This is a genomic window from Streptomyces sp. NBC_00328, assembly GCF_036139655.1.
In the GTDB taxonomy this organism is placed as follows: domain Bacteria; phylum Actinomycetota; class Actinomycetes; order Streptomycetales; family Streptomycetaceae; genus Streptomyces.
This window is the reverse complement of record NZ_CP108013.1, coordinates 857,676-882,345: the sequence shown is the minus strand read 5'-3', so window position 1 is coordinate 882,345 and position 24,670 is coordinate 857,676. Positions and strand designations below refer to the sequence as shown.

Sequence of the window (24,670 nt, the reverse complement as noted above, 5' to 3'; positions counted from 1 at the left end):
TCCGGCGGGTGAACGCGCGACGGATTGGAGGCGAACATGACAGGACTGACGGAAGCGGACCGGACACCGCCCCCGCCCTGCTCGGGCCCCGCGGTGTGGACGGGCCCGGAGCTCGCCGACCCCGGGCAGTGGCGGACACGCCTGTCGGAGACCGGGCTCGCCGAGATCGACTCCGCGCTGCGCGAGACGCGCAGACGGGACCTCACCCTGCTGAGGCTGACAGCCGCCGACTTCCCGCTCCCCGGCCTCGGCGCCGACCTGGAGCGCCTCTCCGGTGTCCTCGAACACGGACGCGGGTTCGCGGTCGTCCGGGGCATCCCCGTCGAGCGGCTCGGCGAGACGGCCGCGAGCACCGTGTTCTGGGGGCTCGGCCGGCACCTGGGGCACCCCGTACCGCAGGACGCCGACGGACTCGTCCTCGGCCGTGTCCGGGACACCGGACGCGGCCCGGGCGACCCGGCCGCACGTGACGGCCGGACCCGGGAGGCCCTGGCCTTCCACACCGACCCCACCGACCTCCTCGCCCTGCTGACGCTGCGCACGCCCCGCACCGGCGGACACGTCTCCCTGGTCAGCGCGGCCGCGGTCCACAACGCGGTGCTGGACCTGCGCCCCGACCTCGCCGGGCGCCTGTACCGCACGTACCACTTCGACCGCCGCGAGGAGCACGCTCCCGGTGAGCCGCCCTGCGCGGTCGCCCCGCTGGTCTCCCGCCACGACGGCCCCTCGGGCGCGCTGAGCATGCGCTACGACCGGTCCTGTCTCGAATCCGCCCAGCGCTTCCCCCACGTGCCCCGCCTGGAACCGGCCGACCACGAGCTCTTCGATCTCATCGACTCCGTGGCCGGCTCCCCCGAGTACCGGCTCGACCTCGACCTCCGGGCCGGGGACCTGCTCGTCCTCAACACACACCGGGTGATGCACGCCCGTACGGCGATCGAGGATCTTCGATCGCCGGAACACGAAAACCACCTGCTGCGCCTCTGGCTGGCCTTCCCACAGGGACCCGGCAGCCGGGACACCCACCACTGGGTCACGCTTCGTGATGTGATCCGACCGCGCGGCACCGCCGCGCCCCGCGCGACGAACGCAAGGAGATACCCGGCATGACCAACCTCGTCACCCTTCTGGCCGCCACCGTCGCGGCCCACGGCGAGAACGTCGCCGTCCGCCACGACGACGACACGCTCACCTACGCCGAACTCGACGAGGCCAGCGCGCGGGTGGCGGCGCTGCTGCGGGACCGCGGCCTGCTGCCGGGCGACCGTGTCGCGCTGACCATGCCCAACGTCCCGCTGTTCCCGGTCCTCTACTACGGCATCCTGCGGGCCGGCGGAGTCGTCGTCCCGATGAACCCGCTGCTCAAGGCCCGTGAGGTCGCCTTCACCCTGCGCGACTGCGGAGCGCGCGTGGCGCTGGTGTCCCCGCTGTTCGCCGACGAGGTGACCAAGGCCGCCGCGGAGACGGGCACCGACTGCCTGGTGGCCGGTTCCGCGGACTTCGGCACCCTGCTGCGCGGCCACGAACCCCTGCGCGACACCCCGGACCGGGCCGACGACGATGCCGCCCTGATCCTCTACACCTCCGGTACCACCGGAACGCCCAAGGGCGCCGAACTGTCGCACCGGAACCTGGCGAGCAACACCCTCACCACGGCCGAGACCCTCCTCCAGGTCGGACCGGACGACGTGCTCTTCGGCGGCCTGCCCCTCTTCCACGCCTTCGGCCAGACCTGCGCGCTCAACGTGGCCGTCGCGACCGGAGCCACACTGACCCTGCTGCCCCGGTTCGAGCCGGGAAGCGCCCTGGAGATCATCGCCCGGGACAAGGTCACCGTCTTCCTCGGTGTGCCGACGATGTACGCGGCGCTGCTGCACGCCGAACTCCCCGACGGTTTCGACGCCGGCCTGGTGCGCCTGGCCGTCTCGGGCGGGGCCGCGCTTCCGGTCGAGGTCCTGCACGGATTCGAGCGGCGCTTCGGTGCGGCCGTGCTGGAGGGGTACGGGCTGTCCGAGACGTCGCCCGTGGCCGCGTTCAACCACCCGGACCGTCCGCGCAAGGCGGGCTCGATCGGTATGCCCATCCGCGGGGTCGAGATGCGGCTCGTCGCCGAGGACGGCGGAGTGGCCGCGTCCGGAGAGGTGGGCGAGATCGCCATCCGCGGCGAGAACGTCATGACCGGGTACTGGAACCGGCCGGACGCCACCGCGGAGGCGGTCCGCGACGGCTGGTTCCACAGCGGTGATCTGGCCCGCGTCGACGAGGACGGCTTCTACTTCATCGTCGACCGCAAGAAGGACATGATCATCCGCGGCGGATACAACGTCTACCCGCGCGAGATCGAGGAGGTGCTGTACGAGCACCCCGCCGTCGCCGAGGCCGCCGTCGTGGGGATGCCGCACCCCCTGCACGGTGAGGAGATCGCGGCCGTGGTCACGCTCCGGCCCGGTGCACAGGCCACGCCCGAGGAGATCCGCGCGCACGCCAAGGAGCGGGTCGCCGCGTACAAGTACCCCCGGGTCGTCACGATCGCGGCCGAACTGCCCAAGGGGCCCACGGGCAAGATCCTCAAGCGGGAGATCGTGGTCAGCGGCCTGTGAACCGGTGACGACGAAGGCCCAGGTGACGGCGGCCGCCTCGCCGCCGTCACCGGTCCCTCGGTCGCGGCCCGGCGAGAATCAGGCTCTCGACACGCTCGTACACCCCGCGTTCCCGGTCCGCCGCCCGGCGACCGGACAGCATGCTGCCGAGCCAGCCGAACGCGAAGCCCAGCGGGATGGACACCAGCCCCGTGGTGGTGAACGGGAACCAGTTGAAGTCGGCGGCGGGAAAGGCGGAGGTCGGGGATCCGGACACCAGTCTGGTGCCCGGCATCAGGACCAGGACGGCGAGGGTGCCGCCGATGAGCGTGCTCAGCAGACCGGCGCGGGTGTAGCGGCGCCAGAAGAGGCTGTAGACCAGGGCCGGGGCGATCGCCGAGGCGCCCACGCAGAAGGACATCGTGGCCAGCGGCTGGAGACTTCGGTTCTGGACGAGGACGGCGAGGGCGATCACGGGCGCGCCGACGACCAGGGCCGAGCCGCGGGCGAAAGCCGTCTCCCGCTGGGACGACATGGCGGTGCCGCGGCCCGCGAAGACGTCGTGGGCCAGCGAGTTGGCGCAGGCCAGGGTCATGCCGGCGACCGAGGCGAGCAGGGTGAGGAAGATCGCCGTGGTCACCGTGGTGAACAAGAGGGTCTCCGCCCGGGACACCACGGGGCCGAACGCGGCACGAGAGCCCAGCAGATAGGCGGTGTGCCCGCGCGGGTCGGCGGCGGTGACGCCGGCCCGGCCGATCAGGGCCATCGCCCCGATGGCGACGACGCCCGCCATCAGCATGAACAACGCCACCGACGACACCGCCCAGGACATCGAACGCCGCACCTGGCGGGCGCTGTTCGCGGTGAACATCCGCATGGTCACATGCGGGAGGCAGGCACCGCCCAGCACGATGGCGAACTGGGTACTGATCATGTCGAGCCGGGGATGCGGGCCACCGGCGAACTGGAGTCCGCCGTGCAGGAACGCGTCCGGTGAGCCACTGCGCCGCGCGGCCGCGGTGAACAACGCCCCGGGGTTCCAGTGGAATTGACGGAGGATCAGCAGAGAGACGACGATTCCGGAGCCGAGGAGCACGACCATCTTCAGGAGCTGGATCAACGCGGTGCCCCGCATGCCGCCGATGGCGGCGTAGGTGATCATCAGGGTGCCGACTCCCACGATGCAGCCCGTCTTCATGGAGCTGTCCGTGAAGCCGAGGATGTACGCCAGGAGCTGCCCCGTACTGGCGAGTTGGACGAGCATCATCGGCACGAGAGCGGCGATCGTGACACCGCACCCCGTGATCCGCACGGTGCGGCCCGGCATCCTGCGGGCCAGTACGTCGCCCATGGTGAACTTCCCCGTGTTCCGCAGGGGTTCGGCCAGCAGGAACATCAGCACCAGCAGCGAGAGCAGCGTGCTGAGAGCAAGGACGACGCCGTCGAAACCGCACAGGGCGATGACACCGCCGATGGTCAGCACGGTCGCGGCGGAGATGTAGTCGCCGGCGATGGCGAGTCCGTTGCGCAGCGGGGAGAGCGAGCGGTAGCCGGTGTAGAACTCGGCGAGATCGTCGCTGTCGGGGCCGGTCAGAACGCACAGCAGCAGGGTGACCGTGACGGCGATGGAGAAGGCGACGAGGGACCAGGACTGCGTGGAGCCGGCGAAGTCGCTCACCGCTTCCGCTCCTGCTGGGCTTCGGCCCACGGAACGCTCCGGTTCACGCGGCGCGCGAGGGGATCCACATAGCGGCGCGCGGTGCGTTCGTAGACGAGCACGGCGAGCCAGGTGGCGGGGATCTGGGAGAGGGCGATGACCAGGCCGGCCGAGAGACCACCGGTGACGGGACGGTTCATCAGGCCGGGGCAGCCGGCGGTCAGGCCGAGGAAGAGGGTGAAGCAGCCGAGCACCGCGAAGGTGGTCACGCGCCGCTGGCGGCGGTAGGCGCGCCGCAGGATGCGCAGATCGCGGTGGTGCCCGGTCGAGGCGCGGGGTGATGCCCCGCCGCGTAAGGGTTCCGCCGCGGCCGGGTCCGGGACGTGCTGGGCGAACGAGTTCTGGTGTCCCCGCGGCGGTCCTGCGGGCCGTGGGGCGGAGCTGTCGTACGACATGCCGGTCTCCAGGTGGGGTGCGGGCCCGGCGTGCATGGACCGCGGGACGGTGGGGGAACGGCTCGGGTCCTCGCACGCTATGCGGCCCGTCGGCCCGTGCGAAGGGCTTTCCTTCAACTACCTGGTCGGAACGTGTCCACGCCGCTGACCTCGTCTGTTGTCGGAGAAACCGCTGTTGCGCCCGGGCTCGAAGTGAGCACTGTGGTGGGGGTGGTGTGGACGTCCGGCGAGCGCGGATCCGGTGCCGGACCCACCGTGGGGCGGGACGCCGGGGGCGTACGGGCCGGTCGAGGAGGCGGTCCGGGAGGTGATCGGAGCGGCGGTTCGAGAGGCGGTCCGGGAGGCGGTCGGACAGGGGGTGGGGCGAGCGTTCGGCGCGGTGCCCGTCCGCGGGTCCCGCGGGCGGGCGGAGGACGGGTCCGTACGGGCTCAGGGGGAGTCGCTCAGTTCGTTCAGCGGGGTTCCGTGCGCCCAGCGCCGCAGGCACGGACCGTCGATCAGACGGACACCGCCCTGGCGTCGCGCCCACTGGACGTCACGCCGGGTGAAGGCCCCGCGGTGCACCACGAGACGGAGCGGGGGGCCGGGGCCGCCCGTACGCCGCGAACGCGAGGGCGTGTCCTCGTCGGGCAGCGGCTCGGCCACGGGCCGGAAGGCGACCTCCAGACGGTGCCCCCGGCCGTCCCGCGCGCGGACCCGGACACGGGCCTCGCTCCTGCGCTGCGGGAGCACCCGCCAGCCGTCCCGGCGCAGCATCCGGGACACGGCCAGGGCCAGACCCTGGGTGTCCAGCTCCGCGAGTTCCTCGGGAGTGTAGAAACCGAGACGGCGGCGGGCCAGTGGCCGGTGCCGTCGTATCACGGCGGGGGTGACGACGGCCAGGACGGCCAGAACGCCGATCGGTACGCCGATACCGGCGGCCCGGTAACCGACGGCGACGCCGGCGACGACCGCGCACAGGACGACGACGACCGCCGCGAGGGCGGGCAGCACCTCACGAAGTGCGGGCCCGTAGGCCCCTTCCTCACGCAGCCGGCGGACGGCTCGGCGCCGCTGCGCGCGTGCTGACAGGCGTTTTCCCGGTGTCCGCCCCCTCGAACTCACTCGGGCCAGCTCCCCCCAACCCTCGCGCGCTTCGGCGTGTCCGGGGAGGGCTACCCCTCGCGGGCGGGCCGGTCCCCTGGAGTACGGGATCCGGCCACGAATCCGGCTGAACTCTTTCGAGGCGCCGCGACGCGTGGGGCACGACCGGCTCCGGGGACCGCGGAGTCCGGTGGGGCGGGCCGCCCGGGGGCGGCGGGTGATGGACCCGCCACCCCCGTCGGCACGGGTCCGCGGGAGAGACCCGGGACCGGCTGCCGGACCGCTCAGACGGTGCCGCTGTCGGAGATGACGATCTTCTTGGAGGTGGCGCCGTTGCCGCTGCCGAGCTTCTCGATCGCCTGCACCACGTCCATGCCCTTGACGACCTCACCGAAGACGACGTGCTTGCCGTCCAGCCAGCCGGTGACGACGGTCGTGATGAAGAACTGCGAGCCGTTGGTGTTCGGGCCCGCGTTGGCCATCGACAGCAGACCCGGCTTGGTGTGCTTCAGCTGGAAGTTCTCGTCCGCGAACTTCTCGCCGTAGATGCTCTTGCCGCCCGTGCCGTTCTGCCGCGTGAAGTCGCCGCCCTGGAGCATGAAGTCAGGGATGACGCGATGGAACGGCGAGCCCTTGTAACCGAAACCGTGGGCGCCGGTGGCGAGCTCACGGAAGTTCTTCGCGGTCTTCGGGACGACGTCGTCGTAGAGCTTGAACTCGATGCGGCCCAGCGGCTCGCCGTTTGCCGTGACGTCGAAGTAGACGTTCTCGCTCATTGCTCTGCTCCTCATGGATGCGAATGTTCGCCCCCGAGCATAGAGAAGCCGAGAGGGTGGGTGCGTGACCGGGGGTGATCATTCGGCGTGTGGCCCGCCCGCGCGCGAGGGCGGGCCGGTCGTGACACGGACCCCGGAAATACAGGGACACCGAGGTCCGGGCCGGGGCATCCTGGTTCGCGACTGCACATGAGACCCCTCGGAGGTGCGTTGGGCCCCGGCAGGACAAGGTCAGGCGCTGGACGGAGCACCCGCCGGCCACCGGTGTGACCGGCTATTCCACCTTCGCCCAGTCGAGCGTCCGCTCCACCGCCCTCTTCCAGTCCGCGTACCCCTGTTGGCGCCGGTCCTCCGACCACTGGGGCTCCCAGCGCTTGGACTCCTGCCAGTGGGTGCGCAGTTCGTCGGTGTCGCGCCAGAAGCCGGTGGCCAGACCGGCCGCGTACGAGGCGCCGAGCGCGGTGGTCTCGGCGACGACGGGCCGGCTCACGGGGACGCCGAGGACGTCGGCCTGGATCTGCATGCACAGGTCGTTGGCGGTCACACCGCCGTCGACCTTGAGCACGTCGAGATGGACTCCGGAATCCTGCTCCATCGCCTCGACGACATCGCGGCTCTGGTAACAGATCGCCTCCAGCGTCGCACGGGCCAGGTGGGCGTTGCTGTTGTACCGGGCGAGTCCGACGATCGCGCCACGGGCGTCGGAACGCCAGTACGGGGCGAACAGGCCGGAGAACGCCGGGACGAAGTACATCCCGCCGTTGTCCTCCACCGTGCGGGCCAGCGTCTCGCTCCCGGCCGCGTCCGTGATGATCTTCATCTGGTCGCGCAGCCACTGCACCGCGGATCCGGTGACCGCGATGGAACCCTCCAGCGCGTAGACGGCGGGCTCGCCGCCGAACCGGTAGGCGACGGTGGTCAGCAGGCCGTGCTCTGAACGGACCAGTTCCGTACCGGTGTTGAGGACCAGGAAGTTGCCGGTGCCGTACGTGTTCTTGGCCTCGCCGGGCGCGTAGCAGACCTGCCCGACGGTGGCCGCCTGCTGGTCGCCGAGCACCCCGGTGATGGGGACGGCGGCGCGCAGTGGCCTGGAGGTGCGTGCCGTGCCGTACGCCTCGCGGTCGGACGAGGGGTTGATGCTGGGCAGCATGGCCCTCGGCACCCCGAAGAAGCCCAGCAGCTCGTCGTCCCAGTCGAGGGTCTCGAGGTCCATGAGCATGGTGCGGCTGGCGTTGGTCACGTCGGTGGCGTGGATACCGCCGTCGGGACCGCCGGTCAGGTTCCACAGGACCCAGGCGTCGGTGTTGCCGAACAGCGCGTGTCCCTGCTCCGCCGCTTCCCGGACCCCGTCGACGTTCTCCAGGATCCACTGGATCTTGCCGCCGGAGAAGTAGGTCGCCGGCGGCAGCCCCGCCTTGCGGCGGATGACGTCGCCCCGGCCGTCACGCTCCAGTGCCGCGGCGATGGAATCCGTCCGGGTGTCCTGCCAGACGATGGCGTTGTAGTAGGGCCGGCCGTTGCGCGGGTCCCACACCACGGTGGTCTCCCGCTGGTTGGTGATGCCGATCGCCGCCAGGTCCTCCGCGGTCAGGTTCTTGTGCCGCAGGGCGTTCTGGATCACCGAGTTGGTGCGTTCCCAGATCTCCACCGGGTCGTGCTCGACCCACCCGGAGCGCGGAAGGATCTGGGCGTGTTCCAGTTGGTGCTTCGCCACCTCGTTGCCCGCGTGGTCGAAGATCATGAATCGGGTGCTGGTGGTCCCCTGGTCCACCGCGCCCACGAAGTCAGCCATGGGTTGCCGCCTCTGCTGTGGGTGTTGCGGGAGTCAGGACTCGGAAGGCGGGATGCGTCCCGGCGGTTCGGGCTCCGCCGTCGGCAGGAACCTGCCGATGAAGAGCTTGTAGATGCCGGCGCCGAGCACACCACCGATGAATGGACCGATGATCGGCACCCAGAAGTAGAAGTTGCCGTACTGATCTCGCCAGGCCCCTCCGTAGCCCGTGAGGAAGCTGGCCAGGCGCGGACCGAAGTCACGGGCCGGGTTGATCGCGTAGCCCGCGAGGGTTCCCCACGCCATGCCGATGCCCACGACGAGCAGACCGATGACGAACGGGCCCAGGTTCGCGCCGGGCGGGGTGTTGAGCAGGTCCGTGACCGCGAAGATCACCAGGAGCAGGATGGCGGTTCCGATGATCTGGTCGCGGAACGCGCCCCATTCGTGGACCGGCAGGTTCGGGTTGCCGTTGGCGGGCAGTGTGGAGAACACGCCCTGGGTCTTGATGGTGTGGCCGGGGTCGGCCTTGGCCAGGGCCTCCGTGTAGTTCCAGCGCACGATCAGCGCGGCCACGAAGGCGCCGATGGTCTGCGCCACCACGTAGGGCGCCACCTTGCGCCACGGGAAGCCCTTGAACGTGGCGAGGGCGAGGGTCACCGCGGGGTTGAGATGGGCGCCGCTCAGGCGTGCCGCGACGTAGACGCCCATGGTGACGCCGATGCCCCAGGCCCACGCGATGCTGTCGTGGTTCCCCAGACCGCCCGGCGGCGTCGTGAGCGCGCCGCCGGCGACCACTTGGGCCACCACGCCGCACCCGAACAGGATGAGAATCATGGTGCCGAGGAACTCACCGGACAACTCGCCGATCAGCCCCGACCTTTTCAACCGATCAGTCATGGAAGCCCGCTTCCCGCCGGTCAGGGACCGGCTGTTGACCGCCGCCCGAGCCCCCCTCACCTCAGCATAGAGTGATCAAGAGCTAATCGCATCAAAAGTAAACTATCCTGTTTTACTGCGTCATATCAGGCGACTCGGGGATGTGGTGCGGCCTGGGGCGACGGGTGCCCGCGGTGGCGGACGTGGACCCGGGAGCACGTCAGGCGGGCACCGTGACGATGCCGAGCGGATCGCTCGTCGGCTGCCGCGATCCGCCCGCCGGTTCGGCCGTGATGCCTACGGCGCCGACGTCGTCCAGGGAGCCGTGGAGCAGTTGGGCGTGCCCGCCGCCGGAACCGGGGAGCAGGCCCGCCGGGCGGAGGCCGCCGGACTTCGCGGCGTACCAGAGTTCGTAGACCTGATCGTTCCCGAGGCGGGGCAGGTCCGAGGCGATGAAGGCCGCCCGGCCCTGGGAACGGGAGGCGACGACGCCGATGTCGGCCCCGTTGCTCAGCTTCTGGGTGCTGATCGTGGCGTCCCGGGCCGTCAGGAGGCCGGTGAGGACGGAGGCCTGTGCCTTCCTCACGGTGACTTCGCCGCGTGCCTCGTCCGCCTCGGTGTGCTGCCAGACGGCGACCCCACCGAGCGCGGCCACGAGAGCCAGGCACGCGGCCAGGGCCGCCCGCAGCGCCCGCCGGCGAACCGGAACGGCGCGCGGGAGTCGCTCCTGGCGGGTGCGGGCGATCCGTTCGAGGACGTCCCGGCGCAGTTCGGGGGACGGAGTCGCGTCCTGGGCCGAGGCCAGTCGCAGCGTGACCTCGGACAGTTCCGCCACCTCCTCCCGGCACGCGGCGCAGCCGGCGAGATGGTTCTCGAAGGAGGCTTCCTCCGCCGCCGGCAGGGCGTGCAGGACGTACGCGCCGACGAACTGGTGGGGATCTTCGGCGGCCGTCATCGGCCTTCCTCCAGACAGCTGCGGAGCAGGCGCAGCCCTGTGCGCATCCTGGACTTCACGGTGCCCGCCGGGGTGGCCAGACAGGCGGCCACCTCCAGGTAGGTCATGCCCTGGTAGTAGGCGAGCACCAGCGGTACGCGCTGATGCCGTTCCAGGTCGGCGAGACAGCGCTGCACACGATCGTGCTCCTCGTGCCGCTCCACGGCCTCGGCCACCTCGTCGAAGGGACGGTCCTCCGCGAGCAGGGCGCTGCGCCGCTCCCGTGCCGTACTGGCCTGGACGTGCCGGACCCGGTCGACGGCCCGCCGGTGCGCGAGGGTCAGGACCCATCCCCGGGCGGTACCGAGGTCCGGGCGATAGCGGTCGGCGGTCCGCCAGATCTCCACCATCACGTCCTGGGTCACCTCCTCGGCCTGTGCCTCGTCCCGCAGTACGCGGCAGATCAGGCCCTTGACCGGCCGCGCGAGGGTGTCGTACACGTCGGCGAACGCGTCCTGGTCGCCCTGCGCGGCGCGCTCGAGCCGGGCGTCCAGCCACGTGTCCGCCGATGGGTGCCGTCGCGAACCGTGTCCGTCCCGGCCGGTCTTGGCATCGCTCACAGAATCCGTCCGTTGCTTCCTTCTCGCCTGGCCCGTCCGGCTCGACTCTCCGTCGTGGCGGTCTCCTTCGCAGCGCGAGGCGGCCGTTCGCCGACGGGCCGCGCGCTGGGCGTCGGGCAGGTGAGCCCGCGTCGGCCGCGCGTTCGGCAAGCGTGGCGTTCGGCAAGCATGGCGTTCGGTACGTACGCGGTCGGTGGCCGGCGCGTCCGGCGGGCGTCCCGCGGACGGGAGGGGTCCCGTCACCGTGTATTCGTGGCCACCCGGCCCGCGGATGGGCCGGGGCGCCGACGTGTTTCCCGGTGCCGGGCCGGTGACGGGCCGATCATGGGCCGGTGCCGGTCACCGACGGAGCCGCCCCGTTCGCCCGCTCCCGAAAACTCGTACCAAAAACTTACATAGGTCTATCCTCATACGTACCTTTCGTTGCTCCGAATGCCCTATGTCCCGCGCATCGAGGGCCTGGAAACGCACCGTCAGCTTCGGCGTGAACTTCCCGGACAGCGGCCCCCGTGGCGCACGTCCATCACATTGCGAGGGAGGTGAGTCCGATGACCACACGCATCAGCGCCCGGCGACTGCTCGCCGGTGCGGCCGCGACAGGCCTGCTGGCCGGAGGTGCCGCTCTGGGCATGTCCGGTACCGCCGCCGCGGCCCCGGCCCCGACGTCCACGCCTTCGGTGGCTACAGCCGACCACCACGGTCACCACGACCGCTGCGAGTGGAAGAAGGGCCACTGGGAGAAGAAGTGGGTGCCCGGACACTGGGTCAAGAAGTGGGTCCACCAGGACTCCTGGCACCACGGTCACCACAGCCACGGCTGGGTGAAGCAGTGGGTCTACGTGCCCGGTCACTGGGACCACGTGTGGGTCAAGGCCCACTGGGACTGCCACCATCACCACGGCCACTGAGCGCTCCGGCCGAGGTGTGAGGACCGGGTGCGGTGACCCCGCCCCGGTCCGTCCCTCGGGAAACGCGGTGGAACGGGGCCGATCCCGTTGGTTAGGCTCGTCGGATGACCACACGCACATTCCGCATCACCGTTCGCGGTGTCTTCGACGGGCTCGGCGCCGACCAGCGTGCCGATCTGCTGGCGCACGCGGCGGAACGCGACGTCCTTCGGGCGGCCTTCACGCCCGAGGGGCACCTCAGCTACGACGTGGCCGCCCGCCCGGCCTTCACCTTCCGCTTCCTGGACTCGGGGGAGGCGGAGGAGGACATCCTGGAGGCCGTCGAACGGGCCGAGGCCGCCGCGACGGCCTGGCTCGCCGAGCGCGGCTACGGCTTCAAGCGGCTCAAGTCGCAGGCCGAGGATCTCTCCCAGGCGCCCCTCGGTAAACGGCAGCGGCGGGCCATCGCGCAGAACACCCCCTGATCCGCGTACGTCAAGGGTGGCTTGCGCTCCCCATATGCTTGAGTAGTCAAGGAGATGTCAATGAGTAAAGGGCTGGACGCGGCACTGCGTCTGGTGCGGGCGCAGGCCGCCCTGGTGAAGCGGTTCGACGTGAGCCTCGGCGGACTGCACGGAGTGAGCCTGGCCGACTTCACGATGCTGCTGCGTCTGTCCGAGGCCCCAGGAGACCGCATGCGCCGGGTGGATCTGGCGGAGGCGCTGGGGCTGACCGCCTCCGGTGTCACCCGGGGACTCGTACCGCTGGAGCGCATCGGCCTGGTCAGGCGGGACCCGGACGCCCGTGACGCGCGGGTTGCCTACGCGGCCCTCACGGAGACCGGCCGGGAACGCCTGGCGGAGATGCTCGTCACGGCGGAGCGGGTCGCCGAGGAGGTCTTCGCGGAGCCGGCGTGGACCGCGGAGGAGACGACGCGGCTCGCCGGTCTCCTCGGCCGGCTCGGCGGTACCGGGTTCACCCGCCGCGCGTCCGGCGGCTCCTGAAGCCGCGGGCGGTCCCGGGCGGGACGCCCCGCCCGGGACCGGCGCCCCCGCCGTGGCCGCCGTCACCCGGGCGGTCCCGGGGGTCATCGGGGATCACCGGCGGTCCCGGAATCGATGGACCGTGACCGAGGCTGCGAAGCAGTGGTGACCCGGGACACGTACACGGGGTAACCCTGCCTCGCCCCTCGGCGGGGACCGTGACCCCGAGTAGCCTGCCTCGTCCCGCGGCGGCCCTCGGCTCCCGGCCGGTGCCTCGTCCTCGGCCGCCCTCGGCTCCCGTCCGCCGGTCCTCACGGCAACAGCGGCCCGGAGGCCCGGGAGGGCGTTCTGACGTTCACCGCGACGATCACCGGATCCGGTGGCGCCTTGCCTGTGCCGTGACCTCGGCGCACTCTGGTGGCATGGGAGCTCGCGACGGGCCCACGCTCATCACCTCCGTTCAGCGGGCCTTCCGCCTGCTGGAGGCGGTGAGCGCGCACGAGAACGGTGCGCCCGCCAAACAACTGGCGCGCGAGACCGAGCTGCCGCTGGCCACCGCCTATCACCTGCTCCGGACCCTCGTCCACGACGGATACATCCGCAAACTCGACGACGGCGGGTTCATCCTGGGCGACAAGATGCAGACGCTGCGGACGCAGGGCCGCGGGCAGGAACTGCTCAGCCGCGTCCGCCCCACGCTCGCCGCTCTGCGGGACGAACTCGCCTCGGCCGCCTACCTCACCTTCTACGAGGACGGTGAGATCAGGGTCGCCGAGATCGTCGACGGGCCCCGGGCCCCCCGGGTCGACCTGTGGGTCGGCTTCGAGGACGCCGGGCATGCCACCGCACTGGGCAAGTCCGTGCTGCGGGAGCTGGACGAGGAGTCCCGCAACGACTACCTCGCCCGGCACAGCCTCGCCGACCTCACCCCGCGGACCATCACCAGCCGGCGGCAACTGCTGCGCCACCTGGCCTCGTCGCCGATGGCCCCGGCCGTCACGGACCTGGAGGAGTACGCTCTCGGTACGGTCTGCGTCGCCGTACCCGTCCACAGCGGGGACACGCTCGGCTCGCTCGGCGTCTCGCTCCCCGCCGCGCAGCTGTCCCGGCTCGACCAAGTCCTGAAGCGACTGATCCCGACCGCGAACCGGGTCACCAGGGGCCTGTCACTCACTATCTGAAATCTCCGTGCTTGTGGATCACGCCTCGAACGTCTTTCCTGGATCAACCGGACATTTCAGGGATGAACCCAGGTGAGGACTGCGGACGAATATGAGTCAGGCCCGAGAGCACGGTAGCGAGCACTGGCCGAAACGGACGTTCCGGAACGGGGGCGTCGGTTCCGGGGCGGCGGTCCGCAAGCGCGCCGCCCATCTGGCCTTCGGCACCCCGGTGCTGCCTTTACTGGTCGTCGCTGCCATCGTGCTCGTCGACCTGGCCGGGGGCGCGGGGATCATCTGGCTGCCGCTGCTGGCCGCAGGGCCCGCGCTGGCCGCCACCACCAGCCGGCCGTTCGGAGTTCTGTGCGTCGGGCTGCTGGCCGCGGCGCTGAGCGCGGTGCTCGGCATCCGGGACGGCGTTCCGGGTGCCGAGCTCATGGCCGTCCTGTCCGCCCTGGCGGCCGTCACGCTGGCGAGCGCCCTGGCCAGCGCGCTGCGCTGGCGCCGGGAGCGGGTCCTCGCGGCCGTCCGCTCCGTCGCGGAGGCCGCCCAGCACGCTCTGCTCGCACCCATACCGTCGAGTGTCGGACCGTTCCAGGTGGCCGTCCGCTACAGCGCCGCCGCGGCCGAGGCCCGGATCGGCGGGGATCTCTACGCGCTGGTGCCCACGCCGTACGGGGTCCGCATGATCATCGGCGATGTCCGGGGCAAGGGGCTGCCGGCCGTGGGCACGGCCGCGCTCGTGCTCGGTGTCTTCCGTGAGGCGGCCTACGACGAGCCCGACCTCCTCACCGTCGTCGCCCGGATCGAGCGGAGTCTGGCGCGCAACCTGGACCACGACGACTTCGTGACCGCTGTGGTCGCCGGGTACCCGGAACCGGGCCGGCTGGAGGTCGTCAACTGCGGACACGCGCCTCCGCTTCATGTCCGCGCGTCCGGGAGCGTCTCGTCGGTCGACCCCGTCGATCCCGCTCCGCCGCTCGGGCTGCGGGCCCTGACGGGGGAGACCCCGAGCCTCCAGGTGCTGCCGCTCACCGCCGGCGATCAGCTCCTGCTGTACACGGACGGCGTCACCGAGGCCCGCGACCACGGCCGGGAGTTCTACGCGCTCGCGGAAGGGCTGGCACGGCACGTGTCCGACGAGCCGGCCTCCACGCTCGCCGCGCTCGACGCCGAGCTCCAGGCCCATGTGGGCGGCCGGCTGCACGACGACGCGGCCCTGCTGCTGCTCCGTATGCCGGCCTCCGTCGAGCAGGGGCCGGCGGTGGCCGCGGGCGGTGGCCCCGTCACCGTTCCCTCTCCGCCCCGGCCGCCTGCCGCGGGTGTGCGCTGCGGCAGGAGCGCGGAGTAGGCCGTCCCGGAGAGGACGCCTTCCCCTCGGACGCGCCCCCAGCGTGAGACGGGGCGCACTCCTCAGTGCCGGGCGAACTGGAGCCGGGTCGTCTGCGGGGTGCCGGGGCGCACCGCTATGCCGTCGACGGTCAGGCGTTCACCGTAGATGTCGGTGATCCTGATCGTGCCGCCGCACCCGCCGCCGTCCTCGGCGAGGAAGTAGTTGTAGTCGGTGCGAGGCAGCCGCCGCCATCCGCCGTCGGCGCGCAGTTCCAGCCGGGCCACCGGGTTCCGGTGGCCGATCACCTGGACCGCGCACCAATAGCGGCTGGAGCCGGTCTTGTAGCGGAGCGCGACCGTGCCGGAATCGCCGGGGCTCAGCAGCTTCCAGGTGACCGGGATCCGGCCGGCCACCGGGTTCGCGAGCCGGGCGAACGCCTGTGCGCTGAGGTCGAGCTGCCCGGGGGCGCAGCCCGTCGGGCATTCGTTGGTGATCCGGACCGTGACGGTCGCGCCGCCGGCCGCGCGCACCAGTACGTAGGCCCCGCACGCCTTGGACGTCTCGTAGTCCGTGTGGTTCATCGCCGCCGTCATGAGATCGTCGCTCGGACCGTAGGAGCAGGCGCCGTCGCCGGTTCCGGCGTCGTACGTGGTCGCCACTCCCCGGTAGCCGATCCCCGGGCGGATCCGTCCCGCCAACGAGGCCGTCGTCGCCGTGATCCGGGAGGCGTCCGGGGCCGACGGCCGCGCCGACGCCGTGGAGGGGCGCGCCGTCACGGCCGGGGAGACGGCCGAGCCGGGCGACCGGGTCGCCGTCGGGGACGTCGATCCGGCCGAGGACCCCCGGCCGGGAGCCGCGGTCCCCAGGGAAGCGGTGGCGGTCGAGGCCGCCGTCTGTCCGGTATCGGCCTGGTGGCCGGGCCGGAACGCCACGGCCAGACAGACCAGAGCACCGACCGCGACCAGGGCGACCGGGGTGAGGGCCCACAGCGTCCGCCGACGTCCGCGCCGTCGCGCGGCCTGTCTCGTTTCCTTCATGCGCATTCCGTTCGGAGGATCGAGCCGGTGATGTGTCCGTCAGTGGCCGCCGGAAGCGAAAAGGTTGCCGTGGGCGGGGCGGTGCGTCTCATGGCGTCGGCCGAACCGACCTTCCTGTCATGACCACTACCTGTCATGTTCATGACTTATCCGCGACCAGGGGGTCGTAGTGAGGGAGGGATCGGCATGCGAGCTACACGAATGGGCGCGGGGTTAACAGTCGCCGTCACGGCCGTTCTCGGGCTGAGTCTGGCGACCGCCGGCCCCGCCGCAGCTACGGACGCCGGCGCCTGGCGTGCTTACGGCAACACGAATCCGATCACTTCGAGCTCCAGCACATGGCGTTGCGCCGGCACTGAGACGGTCGCCACCAATGTGCTCGCGCAGGTCTGTGCCATCAGGTCGTCGGGCGGAGGCGGGGTGCAGGCGGCAGTAATCGTGCGCAACAACCGATCCAGCCTCTACGGTGCGACAGCAGCCATGGACCTGTACACCTCCTCCGGCACGTACCTGGGCGACTGGGCGTGCGAGTCATCGGGGGTCGGGGCGAACTCCTGGTCGGTGTGCTTCGGCAAGACCCTCACCCAGAGCAGCCAGGTGAACTCGTACGGAGCGGCCAACGGTGCGGCCCTCGGCCAGTCACCGAACGTCTGATCCGGAGCCCGGCTCCTCCGACGAGTTCGATCTCCAGCGCATGGCCTGATGCTCCCGTGCTGCTGTCGGGTGTCCATGAGCACCTGGCAGCAGCACCGGGCCGAGACCTCGAGCCCGCTGACGTCCGCGCCCTGAAGGCCTTCGGTCGCCGAGCTGCGGAGCGCGGTCGGTCACGTCGAACGCATGCGGCGGATCCGTTTCCGGCCCCGGGCCTGCCCCGGAACCTCGACGAGGTGATGGGTCAGCGCGGCCAACGGCAGCAGCACGGCGAGGAACGCCGCTTCGAGTACGGGTCTGTCGTGCCGGTACCGGCCGATCACACTGTCGCTCACCGCCAGCAGGGCCGGATGCACCAGGTACACCGAGTAGCTGACCGTCCCCAGCCAGGTCAGCGCGCGCGGAAATCTCCGGCGGCGCAGCGCGAGGGCCACGCCGAAGGTGAGTACGGCCAGCAGGAAGGCGGTGATCCAGCCGCGCCGCGCGAAGTGGGCCGCCGCGCCGTGCTCGTACGCACTGCCCACGGCGCAGATCAGCACGACGGCGGCGGTGCGGGCCGCGCACGGCCAGGTGATCTCACCGCTTTGCGCCCGACGGACGGCGGTGCCGAGGAATATCACCGCCAGGATCACCAGGCCTTCCCAGAGGGGAACGGTGCCGTTGAAGGGGACCAGGACCAGCGCGAGGACGCCTCCCGCCACGGCCCCCGGCACACGCAGCGCGGACGTCGCGGAACTTCCGCAGAGGACGGCGACCACCAGCGCCGTCGCGGCGAGTGCGACGAGCGGGCCCGTACCGACCGCGGACGAGAGCGCCGACGCCCGCGGCACGAACGCCGCCGTCGCGCTCACGGCGGCCAGCGCTCCCAGAGTCATCGCGACCGTCGCCGAGCGCCGGTGCAGCCGGAGCGTGAACAGGGCGACGACCAGCAGGTAGAACGCCAGCTCGTACGACAGCGTCCACAGGACGAGGACGACACTCGGTGTCCCCAGCAGTTCCTGGAGCAGGGTGACGTGCGCGACGGCCACCGTGACGGGATTCCGCCCGTCGAAGCGAGCGCCCAGGTGCGCGACGCCCAGCAGATCCAGCGCGAGGACCGAGCCCACCACGGCGGCCCACAGCGGATAGACGCGAAAGGCCCGCCCGATCCAGAAGGTCCTCACACAGCCCCGGCGCTCGAGCGAGGCGGGGATGACGTAGCCGCTCACCAGGAAGAACACCATGACGCCGTACCGGCCGATGTTCAGCTGGGGCAGCAGCTGCTCACGGAACTCCGCCATGAAGGCGTACGACGAGTGGTCGACCGCCACGAGGAGGGCGGCGATCCCGCGCAGGGCGTCCAGCCAGCCCAGCCGTGGGGGACCGGCGGAGCCGCCGGACGCGGGTGGACCTGACGCCGGGGATGACCGGTGTGAGAGCGGCCGGGGAACGGGAGGTGCGGGTTCCATGGAGCTGCCTGCCTGGACCGGGTCCTGTGGGGTGACGGGTCCGCCGGGCCGGCCGGGAAGCGGGTACGGCGGGCGGGGCGGCCCGGTCCGCGGCTTGCCGGCGCTCGGCTCGCGAGGCCCTGGAATCCACATCGAAGTGCGGACAAGCCGCGGCGCGGTACGGGACACGCCCTGAGGAGACGGCTTTCGCCGGGATTGCCTACGCGCCGGTCGGCAGCGTGTTCCGGCGACGCGTAGGCCGATCGGGTTGCGGAGCCCACCGCGGATCTGTGGCTAGGCGTTGCCCGGCTCGTCGGCTTTACGGGACGCAGGGTTTGGTCCGGCTTCTGGCGGCCTGGAGAGGAGGGCCGCGGCGGCGAGCGGTGGCATCGGGCATGCGTCGTATCCGGGGATGGGACAGAGTGATGCCATGGGCCGCCTGTGGATGACCTGGTCGCTCGAGGGTGTCGGATCGGCCGGCCAGAACGTCGCGGACGTCGAGGCGGCCTGCCGGGCCCTGATCGGCTCCGTGGAGCGGTCCCGGCGTGCCTTCGAGGTGCCGGAGCCGTGGGAGGAACTCCGCGAGTCGGCGCTGATCCTCCAGGAGCAGATTCTGGGCCCGGGGCGCGAGGTCCTGGAGCAGGGCCGGCTCTGGGCCTCCACCCTGAAGGGCGTGAGCATTCTGCTGGTTCCGCGCGAGTGATCCGCGCGGCCGCCGGGCCGGTGTTTCCGGCCCGGCGCTCGCCGTCCGCGGGAGTTACCGTCCGACTGCCCGGCAGGCCCGGTTACGGCGGGAGCGTCAGACGTCCGCCGCCAGGGGCACCACATCACTGCCGTGCCGGAAGGCGGGGTGATCGCCGAGACGGCGTACGTAGTCCAGGAGCCGGGGACGCGAGCGGAGGGCGTCGCAGGGGCCCAGCCCGGTCAGAGCCGTCCATACGTCCACGTCAGCCGCCGTGAGGGAATCACCCAACACGTAGGGCCTGGAGGCGAGTTGGCAGTCCAACAGTTCCAGGGCAGCCGCGAGCTCCGAGGCCGGGGCGGACGGGGTGACATCGCGGTCGAGCAGATCGCGGAGGGCTTCGATGTCGGCGGCGAGGGACGGAGGGCAGAGCGCGGAGGGGCTCGTCGTGGTGTGACCGGAGAACAGTCCGGCCAGATCGCGGAGGATGGCGGGCGAGTGGTTGCTGACGATGCGTCCGCTCCACCGGTCGCACAGGGCGGGAACGGTGAGCGGTCCGTCGAAGTGATACGCGGTGGCCTCGTAGGCGCGGCGCAGTGAGGCGAAGGCGTCGGGTGTCCGCGCGGGGTCTTCCATGAGCGTGGTGGCGACCGAGTCCCGCAGGCCGAGCAGCTCGAGGGTGATGGCGATACGCAGCGAGAACGGACAACTCCGCGACAGATACAGCTCGTAGCGGTGTGGAGCCGGGTAGAAGCCGCCGGCGAGACCGACACCGATGCGGCTGTCGACGCGGTGGGGGAGGGCGGACGGTGTCGTTGCCGGCTGGAGGCGAAGGGTCGAGGGGAACGAAATCTGCTCACAGGGGCGTGCGTCGGCTGTGCTGGACGTGCGCGAAGCTGTCTCGGGCATGACTCTCCCTGGGGGAAGAAGGAAGCCACCGCCGCTTTGTGGGCACCGGCGGCCGAATGCGGATTGACTGCGCTGGTCGCACCGGTCCGGATCGCACGGACCGGCAGCGGATCAGTAAGCGCTGGAGACACGCAACAGATCGATGTGCAGGCGCCTCGTCAAGCCGTTCCTTGGCATTCCCACCGGTCCCGACTCCGGGGCTCGCGAGACGCGAGACCACGCTTGCCCCGCCGCACCGGCGGGACCCGGTCGTCACCCGGGGCACCCCGTCGCGGTGGAAGGGTTGCCTGTCAGCGGGCCGGGGCCGATGACCGACGGAGCGGGCGAACCCGCGCCATCGGCGCTGACAATCGTGACCGTCCATGCCAGTCTCGGTGCGCTCTGTTGCGCCGTCAAGAAGGCCGCACGCACGGTCTCACCTGGTGGTCACCCGCATTGACATTGTTTTCGGGACGGGCCTAACCTGCGGCCCACCACAGGATGCCTTTTCGGCCGGAGTAGAAATGGTGACGGCGATGCACACAGCTGACGGGACGGCCGCATGGCGGCGCCTCGGTCGCGATGTGCTGTGCGCCGACCGCTCCGTGGACCTGCTGCGCGTCAACAGCGCCCTCTGTACGGGCATGTGTCGCTCCCTCAGCCGAGGCTGACGGCCTCTTCGGGTCTTTGACGACCAGGGGCTGACGGCTCTTCGAGTCTTCGACGACCACCGCTGCCGCGATGTGTCCTTTCCCGTCCAGCCCCCGTTCCACGTGTGCCCGCGCCTCGCCGCGTACCGAGCCGTCCCGCCCGGCGTTGCGCTGCCGCTCCGTGGTCCGGGGTGTCCGAATCCGCTGGAGCTCTCCATGAGTCAACCTCCCGGCAGCGCTGTGTCCTTGGGATCAGCGACGCCCGCCGAGGCGATCCCCCGTACCGACGTCCCCGCCGCGCCCAGGCCCCTGGCGGCCCAGCGAGTCCTTCCGCTCCGGCGTCCCGGCCGCTGGATCATCACGGCCGTCGTGCTCGTGCTGGTCGCCCAGATCCTTCACGGCCTGGTGACCAACCCCTTCTACCAGTGGGATCGGTTCCAGTACTGGTTCTTTCGCCCGACCATTCTCGACGGCCTGCTCATCACCCTCGAAGTGGCCCTCTACAGCGCCGTGTTGGGACTGCTCGGCGGCATCGTGCTGGCTCTGGCCAGACTCTCCCAAAGCCCGGTGCTGCGCGCGGTGAGCTGGGTCTACACCTGGCTGTTCCGGTCGGTGCCGCTGATCGTGGTCCTGCTGTTCCTCTACAACTTCAGCGCGCTGTACCAGACGTTGAGCGTGGGCGTACCGTTCGGGCCGGCCTTTTTCACCTTCGACGAGTCCCGCCTGGCCACCGACATGGCCGTCGCCGTCGTAGGACTGAGCCTGAACGAAGCGGCGTACGCCTCCGAAGTGGTACGCGGCGGCCTTCTCTCCGTCGACCAGGGCCAGCACGAGGCGGCCTCCGCCCTGGGACTGCCGAAGCGGTACCAGTTCGCGAAGATCGTCTTCCCGCAGGCACTGCGCTCCATCACCCCCAACTACGTGAACCAGCTGATCGGCCTGATCAAGGGCACCTCGCTGGTCTTCTACGTGTCCCTGCTGGACCTGTTCGGCTCCGTGCAGAGCATGGGCAGCACCTACCCCGGCGACATCGTGCCGCTGCTCCTCGTGGCCACCGCCTGGTATCTGATCCTCACCAGCGTCGTGTCCGTCATCCAGTTCTATGTCGAGCGGTACTACTCGCGGGGCGCGCTGCGCACCCTGCCGCCGACCCCGTTGCAGAAGGCGCGGAACGGTCTGCGTGACGTGCGGGACCGGTTCCGGAGGGAGACGGCGATATGAGCGGCGAGACCCATCTGAAGACAGTGAGGACTCGGACGGCCCCGGTCGCCGACGCGGCGGAAGCGGCGTCGGCCTCCTCCGCCCGGGCAGCGGACGCCGCGGCGACCGCCGAGAGCGCCGGAGCGCTCCAGGTCGAGCCGGCCGCGGTCGAGGTGCACGATGTGCACAAGTGGTACGGAGCCCAACGGGTTCTGGACGGTGTGGAGTTGACCGTGCGGCCCGGCGAGGTGACGGTCGTCCTCGGCCCGTCCGGCTCCGGAAAGTCCACCCTCCTGCGGGTGATCAACCACCTGGAGAAGCCCGAGATCGGCCATGTGAGCCTGAACGGTGAGCTCATCGGCGTACGCAGGCACGGCGACCGTCTCAAGGAGCTGAGCGAGCGGGCCATCCTGGCCCAGCGCAGCCGGATCGGGTTCGTGTTCCAGAACTTCAACCTCTTCCCGCACCTGACCGTGCTGGACAACGTGGCCGCCGCTCCGGTGGCGACCGGGCGGCTGTCCAGGGCCGGGGCGCGGGACCTGGCCCGCGATCTGCTCGCCCGGGTGGGCCTGGCCGACAAGGCGGCCGCCTACCCCCGGCAGCTGTCGGGCGGTCAGCAGCAGCGCGTGGCCATCGCCCGCGCGCTCGCCCTGCGGCCCGGAGTCATCCTCTTCGACGAACCCACGTCGGCGCTCGACCCCGAACTGGTCGGCGAGGTCCTCGCCGTCATCAAGGATCTGGCCCACAGCGGCACCACGCTGGTCATCGTCACCCACGAGATCGGCTTCGCCCGCGAGATCGCCGACCGGGTGGTCTTCATGGACGGCGGCCGCATCGTCGAACAGGGCCCGCCCGAGCAGGTGTTGGACCATCCGCGAGAAGCGCGCACCAGAGAGTTCCTGAGCAAGGTGCTCTGACCGCTGCCTCTCGACGCACAGCGGGAAACCCCTCGCCGAGGTGCTCCTGCCTCATCGCCCCGACCCGCGGCGGGGCGACTCCTCCCCGATTCGGCGGCCCGCCGGGACCGTTCCCCCACATCTCTCACCGCACACCCGATAAAGGACAGCCATGCCCACCTTCAGCCTGAACCGCAAGGCCCTCCGCGGCGTCGCCGCCACCGCCGCCGTCGCCTCCCTCGCGGCCTCTCTCGCCGCGTGCGGGGGAGACAGCGACGCCGCCACCCGCACGCGGACCGACGCGGCCGGCACCGTGACCGTGGGCGCGCTCTCCAACGGGGCCGCCAAGGAGACCGCTCTGAAGGTCTCCGAGGTGAAGTCGATCAGCGATGAGCTGCCCAAGTCCGTGGCCGAGAGAGGCACGTTGGTGGTGGGGATCGGCGCACTGCCCGCCGGGTCCCCGCCCTTGAACTTCGTCGGAGAGGACCAGAAGACGCTCACCGGCAGCGAACCCGACCTCGGCAAGCTGGTCGCCGCGGTCCTCGGGCTGAAGCCGGTCGTGAAGAACTCGACCTGGGAGAACCTGTTCGTCGGCGTCGACAGCGGCAAGGTGGACGTCGCCTTCTCCAACGTCACCGACACCGAGGAGCGCAAGAAGAAGTACGAGTTCGCCTCGTACCGGCAGGACAACCTCGCCTTCGAGGTCCTGAAGAAGAGCACGTGGAACTTCGACGGCGACTACCGGAACCTGGCCGGCCAGACCGTCGCGGTGGGTGCCGGCACCAACCAGGAGAAGATCCTGCTGGAGTGGAAGGCGAAGCTGGCCAAGGCGGGCAAGACGTTCACCGTCAAGTACTACCAGGACAACAACGCCACGGCCCTGGCGCTGAACAGCGGGAAGATCGACTCCTTCTTCGGCCCCAACCCGGCTGTCGCCTACCGCGCCACCCAGAACGCCAAGTCCCCCCACCCGACCCGCAACGCGGGCCAGTTCTCCGGCGCGGGCGAGACGATCCAGGGCCTGATCGCGGCCACCGCGAAGAAGGACAGCGGGCTCGCGAAGCCGGTCGCCGATGCCATCAACTACCTGATCAAGAACGGCCAGTACGGCAAGTGGCTGGCCTCTTGGAACCTCTCCGACGAGGCGGTGGAGACCTCCCAGGTCAACCCGCCCGGCCTGCCGCTCGACAACTCCTGAAACCACCGTGCGCCCAAGGGACTTCGCCGTGCGCGGCGAAGTCCCGGGGCGCGTCCGGCCGCGTTCCAGATACGGAGAACCCGCACCGCCATGTCCACCAGCGTCCACCCCGTCCCCGTCCCTTCCCCGAGTCCGACCGCACCGCATGTCCTCGACAACGCGGCGTGGGCCGCGCTGACGGGTCCGCACGCCCACCTCGCCGAGCGCGTCGGCCGCGCCGCCCGCTATCCCGCCGACGTCTCCCCGTTCACCGCCCTCGCCGACCCCGCCGACCCCCGCTCCTGGGACGACCTGGCCGCACTGGTCGGTCCCGGCGCGGTCACCCCCGTCACCGCGGTGCAGGCCGTGCCCGACGGCTGGACGATCGAACACAGCGGCGACGGGGTTCAGTTGACCGCCACCGCGCTGCACTCGGAGCCCGCGCCCGAAGCGGTACGGCTCGGCCCCGCCGACGTGCCCGAGATCCTCGGCCTGATCGCCCTCACCCGGCCGGGCCCCTTCCTGCCCCGTACCGTCGAACTCGGCACCTACCTGGGCATCCGGGAAGGCGGTCGCCTGATCGCCCTGGCCGGCGAGCGCCTGCGCCCGCCGGGCTGGACCGAGATCAGCGCGGTGTGCACCCACCCCGGCCACCGAGGCCGGGGCCTGGCCACCCGTCTCGTCCGCGCGGTCGCGGCGGGGATCAGGGAGCGCGGAGACATCCCCTTCCTGCACGCCGCCGCCGACAACACCAACGCGATCCGGCTCTACGAGTCGATCGGTTTCACCCTGCGCCGCCGCACGCGGTTCGTGCTCGTCCGCCCACCCGGCGGACAGCGGTCGGCGCACGCCGGGCAAGAAGAGACCGGGCAGCCGGAAGAAACGGCACACCCGTGAGGTTGGGACTGTCGACGACCGTGCGGCGCCCCGTCGGGGAATCGCGAG

The 24,670-nt window shown here is 71.1% G+C and carries 25 protein-coding genes and 1 riboswitch; of the genes, 13 read left to right on the top strand and 12 right to left on the bottom strand.

Features of this window, described 5'->3' with window-relative positions:
• Positions 1-36 precede the first annotated feature (36 nt).
• Together OG485_RS03700 and OG485_RS03695 are read left to right on the top strand one after the other, a co-directional pair.
• Positions 37-1,110 carry a TauD/TfdA family dioxygenase gene (locus tag OG485_RS03700; protein WP_328664469.1) on the top strand — a complete coding sequence of 358 codons (1,074 nt, stop codon included), beginning with the start codon at positions 37-39 and terminating at the stop codon, positions 1,108-1,110.
• The gene (locus OG485_RS03695) at positions 1,107-2,600 is read left to right on the top strand and encodes a long-chain-fatty-acid--CoA ligase (protein ID WP_328664467.1); all 1,494 of its coding nucleotides are present in this window, start codon (positions 1,107-1,109) and stop codon (positions 2,598-2,600) included. The genes OG485_RS03700 and OG485_RS03695 overlap by 4 nt, the downstream gene beginning before the upstream one ends.
• A gap of 46 nt (positions 2,601-2,646) precedes the next feature.
• On the opposite strand, the gene OG485_RS03690 is transcribed toward OG485_RS03695, so the two are convergent.
• The 8 genes from OG485_RS03690 to sigK all read right to left on the bottom strand — a co-directional run bounded on the left by OG485_RS03690 (position 2,647) and on the right by sigK (position 10,754).
• On the bottom strand, positions 2,647-4,257 hold the full coding sequence (locus tag OG485_RS03690; RefSeq protein ID WP_328664466.1) for a sodium/solute symporter: 1,611 nt from the start codon (positions 4,255-4,257) through the stop codon (positions 2,647-2,649).
• Positions 4,254-4,727, bottom strand: a complete 474-nt coding sequence (locus OG485_RS03685) for a DUF485 domain-containing protein (protein WP_328664464.1) — start codon at positions 4,725-4,727, stop codon at positions 4,254-4,256. The genes OG485_RS03690 and OG485_RS03685 overlap by 4 nt, the downstream gene beginning before the upstream one ends.
• A 393-nt stretch (positions 4,728-5,120) precedes the next feature.
• Complete coding sequence (locus OG485_RS03680) at positions 5,121-5,795, bottom strand: hypothetical protein (RefSeq protein WP_328664463.1); 675 nt, start codon at positions 5,793-5,795, stop codon at positions 5,121-5,123.
• A gap of 263 nt (positions 5,796-6,058) precedes the next feature.
• Positions 6,059-6,550, bottom strand: a complete 492-nt coding sequence (locus OG485_RS03675) for a peptidylprolyl isomerase (protein ID WP_328664461.1) — start codon at positions 6,548-6,550, stop codon at positions 6,059-6,061.
• A 274-nt stretch (positions 6,551-6,824) separates the two neighbouring features.
• Positions 6,825-8,342: a glycerol kinase GlpK gene (gene glpK / locus OG485_RS03670; RefSeq protein WP_328664459.1), complete on the bottom strand. Its 1,518-nt coding sequence runs from the start codon at positions 8,340-8,342 to the stop codon at positions 6,825-6,827.
• 33 nt (positions 8,343-8,375) lie between these two features.
• Positions 8,376-9,221: an MIP/aquaporin family protein gene (locus tag OG485_RS03665; RefSeq protein ID WP_328456558.1), complete on the bottom strand. Its 846-nt coding sequence runs from the start codon at positions 9,219-9,221 to the stop codon at positions 8,376-8,378.
• Positions 9,222-9,420: 199 nt separating this feature from the next.
• On the bottom strand, positions 9,421-10,155 hold the full coding sequence (locus tag OG485_RS03660) for an anti-sigma factor (protein ID WP_328664456.1): 735 nt from the start codon (positions 10,153-10,155) through the stop codon (positions 9,421-9,423).
• Entirely contained in the window at positions 10,152-10,754 is a 603-nt protein-coding gene (sigK, locus tag OG485_RS03655) for an ECF RNA polymerase sigma factor SigK (RefSeq protein ID WP_328664454.1), read from the bottom strand. The genes OG485_RS03660 and sigK overlap by 4 nt, the downstream gene beginning before the upstream one ends.
• Positions 10,755-11,302: 548 nt before the next feature.
• Here sigK and OG485_RS03650 point away from each other — a divergent pair.
• The 5 genes from OG485_RS03650 to OG485_RS03630 all read left to right on the top strand — a co-directional run bounded on the left by OG485_RS03650 (position 11,303) and on the right by OG485_RS03630 (position 15,135).
• Positions 11,303-11,662, top strand: coding sequence for a hypothetical protein (locus tag OG485_RS03650; RefSeq protein ID WP_328664453.1), 360 nt, complete (start codon positions 11,303-11,305; stop codon positions 11,660-11,662).
• Positions 11,663-11,766: 104 nt separating this feature from the next.
• Positions 11,767-12,126, top strand: a complete 360-nt coding sequence (locus OG485_RS03645; protein WP_328664451.1) for a DUF6204 family protein — start codon at positions 11,767-11,769, stop codon at positions 12,124-12,126.
• 60 nt (positions 12,127-12,186) lie between these two features.
• The gene (locus tag OG485_RS03640) at positions 12,187-12,645 is read left to right on the top strand and encodes a MarR family winged helix-turn-helix transcriptional regulator (protein WP_328664448.1); all 459 of its coding nucleotides are present in this window, start codon (positions 12,187-12,189) and stop codon (positions 12,643-12,645) included.
• 401 nt (positions 12,646-13,046) lie between these two features.
• Positions 13,047-13,805 (top strand): IclR family transcriptional regulator, encoded by a 759-nt coding sequence (locus tag OG485_RS03635; protein ID WP_328664446.1) that lies wholly within the window; start codon positions 13,047-13,049, stop codon positions 13,803-13,805.
• Positions 13,806-13,896: 91 nt separating this feature from the next.
• The gene (locus tag OG485_RS03630) at positions 13,897-15,135 is read left to right on the top strand and encodes a PP2C family protein-serine/threonine phosphatase (RefSeq protein WP_328664443.1); all 1,239 of its coding nucleotides are present in this window, start codon (positions 13,897-13,899) and stop codon (positions 15,133-15,135) included.
• A 62-nt stretch (positions 15,136-15,197) separates the two neighbouring features.
• Here the strand turns inward: OG485_RS03630 and OG485_RS03625 are convergent, their stop codons facing one another.
• Positions 15,198-16,154 carry an expansin EXLX1 family cellulose-binding protein gene (locus tag OG485_RS03625; protein WP_328664442.1) on the bottom strand — a complete coding sequence of 319 codons (957 nt, stop codon included), beginning with the start codon at positions 16,152-16,154 and terminating at the stop codon, positions 15,198-15,200.
• A 420-nt stretch (positions 16,155-16,574) separates the two neighbouring features.
• Between OG485_RS03625 and OG485_RS03620 the strand changes: the two genes are divergently transcribed.
• Positions 16,575-16,808: a hypothetical protein gene (locus tag OG485_RS03620; protein WP_328664440.1), complete on the top strand. Its 234-nt coding sequence runs from the start codon at positions 16,575-16,577 to the stop codon at positions 16,806-16,808.
• A 170-nt stretch (positions 16,809-16,978) separates the two neighbouring features.
• Here OG485_RS03620 and OG485_RS03615 read toward each other — a convergent pair whose 3' ends face one another.
• Positions 16,979-18,253, bottom strand: coding sequence for an acyltransferase family protein (locus OG485_RS03615; protein WP_328664438.1), 1,275 nt, complete (start codon positions 18,251-18,253; stop codon positions 16,979-16,981).
• Positions 18,254-18,644: 391 nt separating this feature from the next.
• On the opposite strand from OG485_RS03615, the gene OG485_RS03610 reads away from it, so the two are divergent.
• Positions 18,645-18,935 carry a hypothetical protein gene (locus tag OG485_RS03610; RefSeq protein WP_328664436.1) on the top strand — a complete coding sequence of 97 codons (291 nt, stop codon included), beginning with the start codon at positions 18,645-18,647 and terminating at the stop codon, positions 18,933-18,935.
• Positions 18,936-19,031: 96 nt separating this feature from the next.
• Here the strand turns inward: OG485_RS03610 and OG485_RS03605 are convergent, their stop codons facing one another.
• Both OG485_RS03605 and OG485_RS43910 read right to left on the bottom strand, forming a co-directional pair.
• Positions 19,032-19,823: a glutathione S-transferase C-terminal domain-containing protein gene (locus OG485_RS03605; protein ID WP_328664433.1), complete on the bottom strand. Its 792-nt coding sequence runs from the start codon at positions 19,821-19,823 to the stop codon at positions 19,032-19,034.
• 111 nt (positions 19,824-19,934) lie between these two features.
• Positions 19,935-20,000, bottom strand: coding sequence for a putative leader peptide (locus OG485_RS43910; protein WP_351121255.1), 66 nt, complete (start codon positions 19,998-20,000; stop codon positions 19,935-19,937).
• Positions 20,001-20,036: 36 nt separating this feature from the next.
• Positions 20,037-20,181: riboswitch (SAM riboswitch) on the bottom strand.
• Positions 20,182-20,668: 487 nt separating this feature from the next.
• On the opposite strand from OG485_RS43910, the gene OG485_RS03600 reads away from it, so the two are divergent.
• The 4 genes from OG485_RS03600 (at position 20,669) to OG485_RS03585 (ending at position 24,622) form a co-directional block, all read left to right on the top strand.
• Positions 20,669-21,673 carry an amino acid ABC transporter permease gene (locus OG485_RS03600; protein WP_328664431.1) on the top strand — a complete coding sequence of 335 codons (1,005 nt, stop codon included), beginning with the start codon at positions 20,669-20,671 and terminating at the stop codon, positions 21,671-21,673.
• Positions 21,670-22,569: an amino acid ABC transporter ATP-binding protein gene (locus tag OG485_RS03595; protein WP_328664429.1), complete on the top strand. Its 900-nt coding sequence runs from the start codon at positions 21,670-21,672 to the stop codon at positions 22,567-22,569. Before OG485_RS03600 ends, OG485_RS03595 begins: the two co-directional genes overlap by 4 nt.
• A 151-nt stretch (positions 22,570-22,720) precedes the next feature.
• Positions 22,721-23,746: an ABC transporter substrate-binding protein gene (locus OG485_RS03590; RefSeq protein ID WP_328664427.1), complete on the top strand. Its 1,026-nt coding sequence runs from the start codon at positions 22,721-22,723 to the stop codon at positions 23,744-23,746.
• A 90-nt stretch (positions 23,747-23,836) separates the two neighbouring features.
• Positions 23,837-24,622 (top strand): GNAT family N-acetyltransferase, encoded by a 786-nt coding sequence (locus OG485_RS03585; protein ID WP_328664424.1) that lies wholly within the window; start codon positions 23,837-23,839, stop codon positions 24,620-24,622.
• The last annotated feature ends 48 nt before the right edge of the window (positions 24,623-24,670 follow it).

Coding starts and splice junctions, on each gene's coding strand:
- OG485_RS03700 (WP_328664469.1), top strand. CDS start 37: ATGACAGGACTGACGGAAGCGGACCGGACACCGCCCCCGCCCTGCTCG.
- OG485_RS03695 (WP_328664467.1), top strand. CDS start 1,107: ATGACCAACCTCGTCACCCTTCTGGCCGCCACCGTCGCGGCCCACGGC.
- OG485_RS03685 (WP_328664464.1), bottom strand. CDS start 4,727: ATGCACGCCGGGCCCGCACCCCACCTGGAGACCGGCATGTCGTACGAC.
- OG485_RS03675 (WP_328664461.1), bottom strand. CDS start 6,550: ATGAGCGAGAACGTCTACTTCGACGTCACGGCAAACGGCGAGCCGCTG.
- glpK (WP_328664459.1), bottom strand. CDS start 8,342: ATGGCTGACTTCGTGGGCGCGGTGGACCAGGGGACCACCAGCACCCGA.
- OG485_RS03665 (WP_328456558.1), bottom strand. CDS start 9,221: ATGACTGATCGGTTGAAAAGGTCGGGGCTGATCGGCGAGTTGTCCGGT.
- OG485_RS03660 (WP_328664456.1), bottom strand. CDS start 10,155: ATGACGGCCGCCGAAGATCCCCACCAGTTCGTCGGCGCGTACGTCCTG.
- OG485_RS03650 (WP_328664453.1), top strand. CDS start 11,303: ATGACCACACGCATCAGCGCCCGGCGACTGCTCGCCGGTGCGGCCGCG.
- OG485_RS03645 (WP_328664451.1), top strand. CDS start 11,767: ATGACCACACGCACATTCCGCATCACCGTTCGCGGTGTCTTCGACGGG.
- OG485_RS03640 (WP_328664448.1), top strand. CDS start 12,187: ATGAGTAAAGGGCTGGACGCGGCACTGCGTCTGGTGCGGGCGCAGGCC.
- OG485_RS03635 (WP_328664446.1), top strand. CDS start 13,047: ATGGGAGCTCGCGACGGGCCCACGCTCATCACCTCCGTTCAGCGGGCC.
- OG485_RS03630 (WP_328664443.1), top strand. CDS start 13,897: ATGAGTCAGGCCCGAGAGCACGGTAGCGAGCACTGGCCGAAACGGACG.
- OG485_RS03625 (WP_328664442.1), bottom strand. CDS start 16,154: ATGAAGGAAACGAGACAGGCCGCGCGACGGCGCGGACGTCGGCGGACG.
- OG485_RS03615 (WP_328664438.1), bottom strand. CDS start 18,253: ATGGAACCCGCACCTCCCGTTCCCCGGCCGCTCTCACACCGGTCATCC.
- OG485_RS03610 (WP_328664436.1), top strand. CDS start 18,645: ATGGGACAGAGTGATGCCATGGGCCGCCTGTGGATGACCTGGTCGCTC.
- OG485_RS03605 (WP_328664433.1), bottom strand. CDS start 19,823: ATGCCCGAGACAGCTTCGCGCACGTCCAGCACAGCCGACGCACGCCCC.
- OG485_RS03600 (WP_328664431.1), top strand. CDS start 20,669: ATGAGTCAACCTCCCGGCAGCGCTGTGTCCTTGGGATCAGCGACGCCC.
- OG485_RS03595 (WP_328664429.1), top strand. CDS start 21,670: ATGAGCGGCGAGACCCATCTGAAGACAGTGAGGACTCGGACGGCCCCG.
- OG485_RS03590 (WP_328664427.1), top strand. CDS start 22,721: ATGCCCACCTTCAGCCTGAACCGCAAGGCCCTCCGCGGCGTCGCCGCC.
- OG485_RS03585 (WP_328664424.1), top strand. CDS start 23,837: ATGTCCACCAGCGTCCACCCCGTCCCCGTCCCTTCCCCGAGTCCGACC.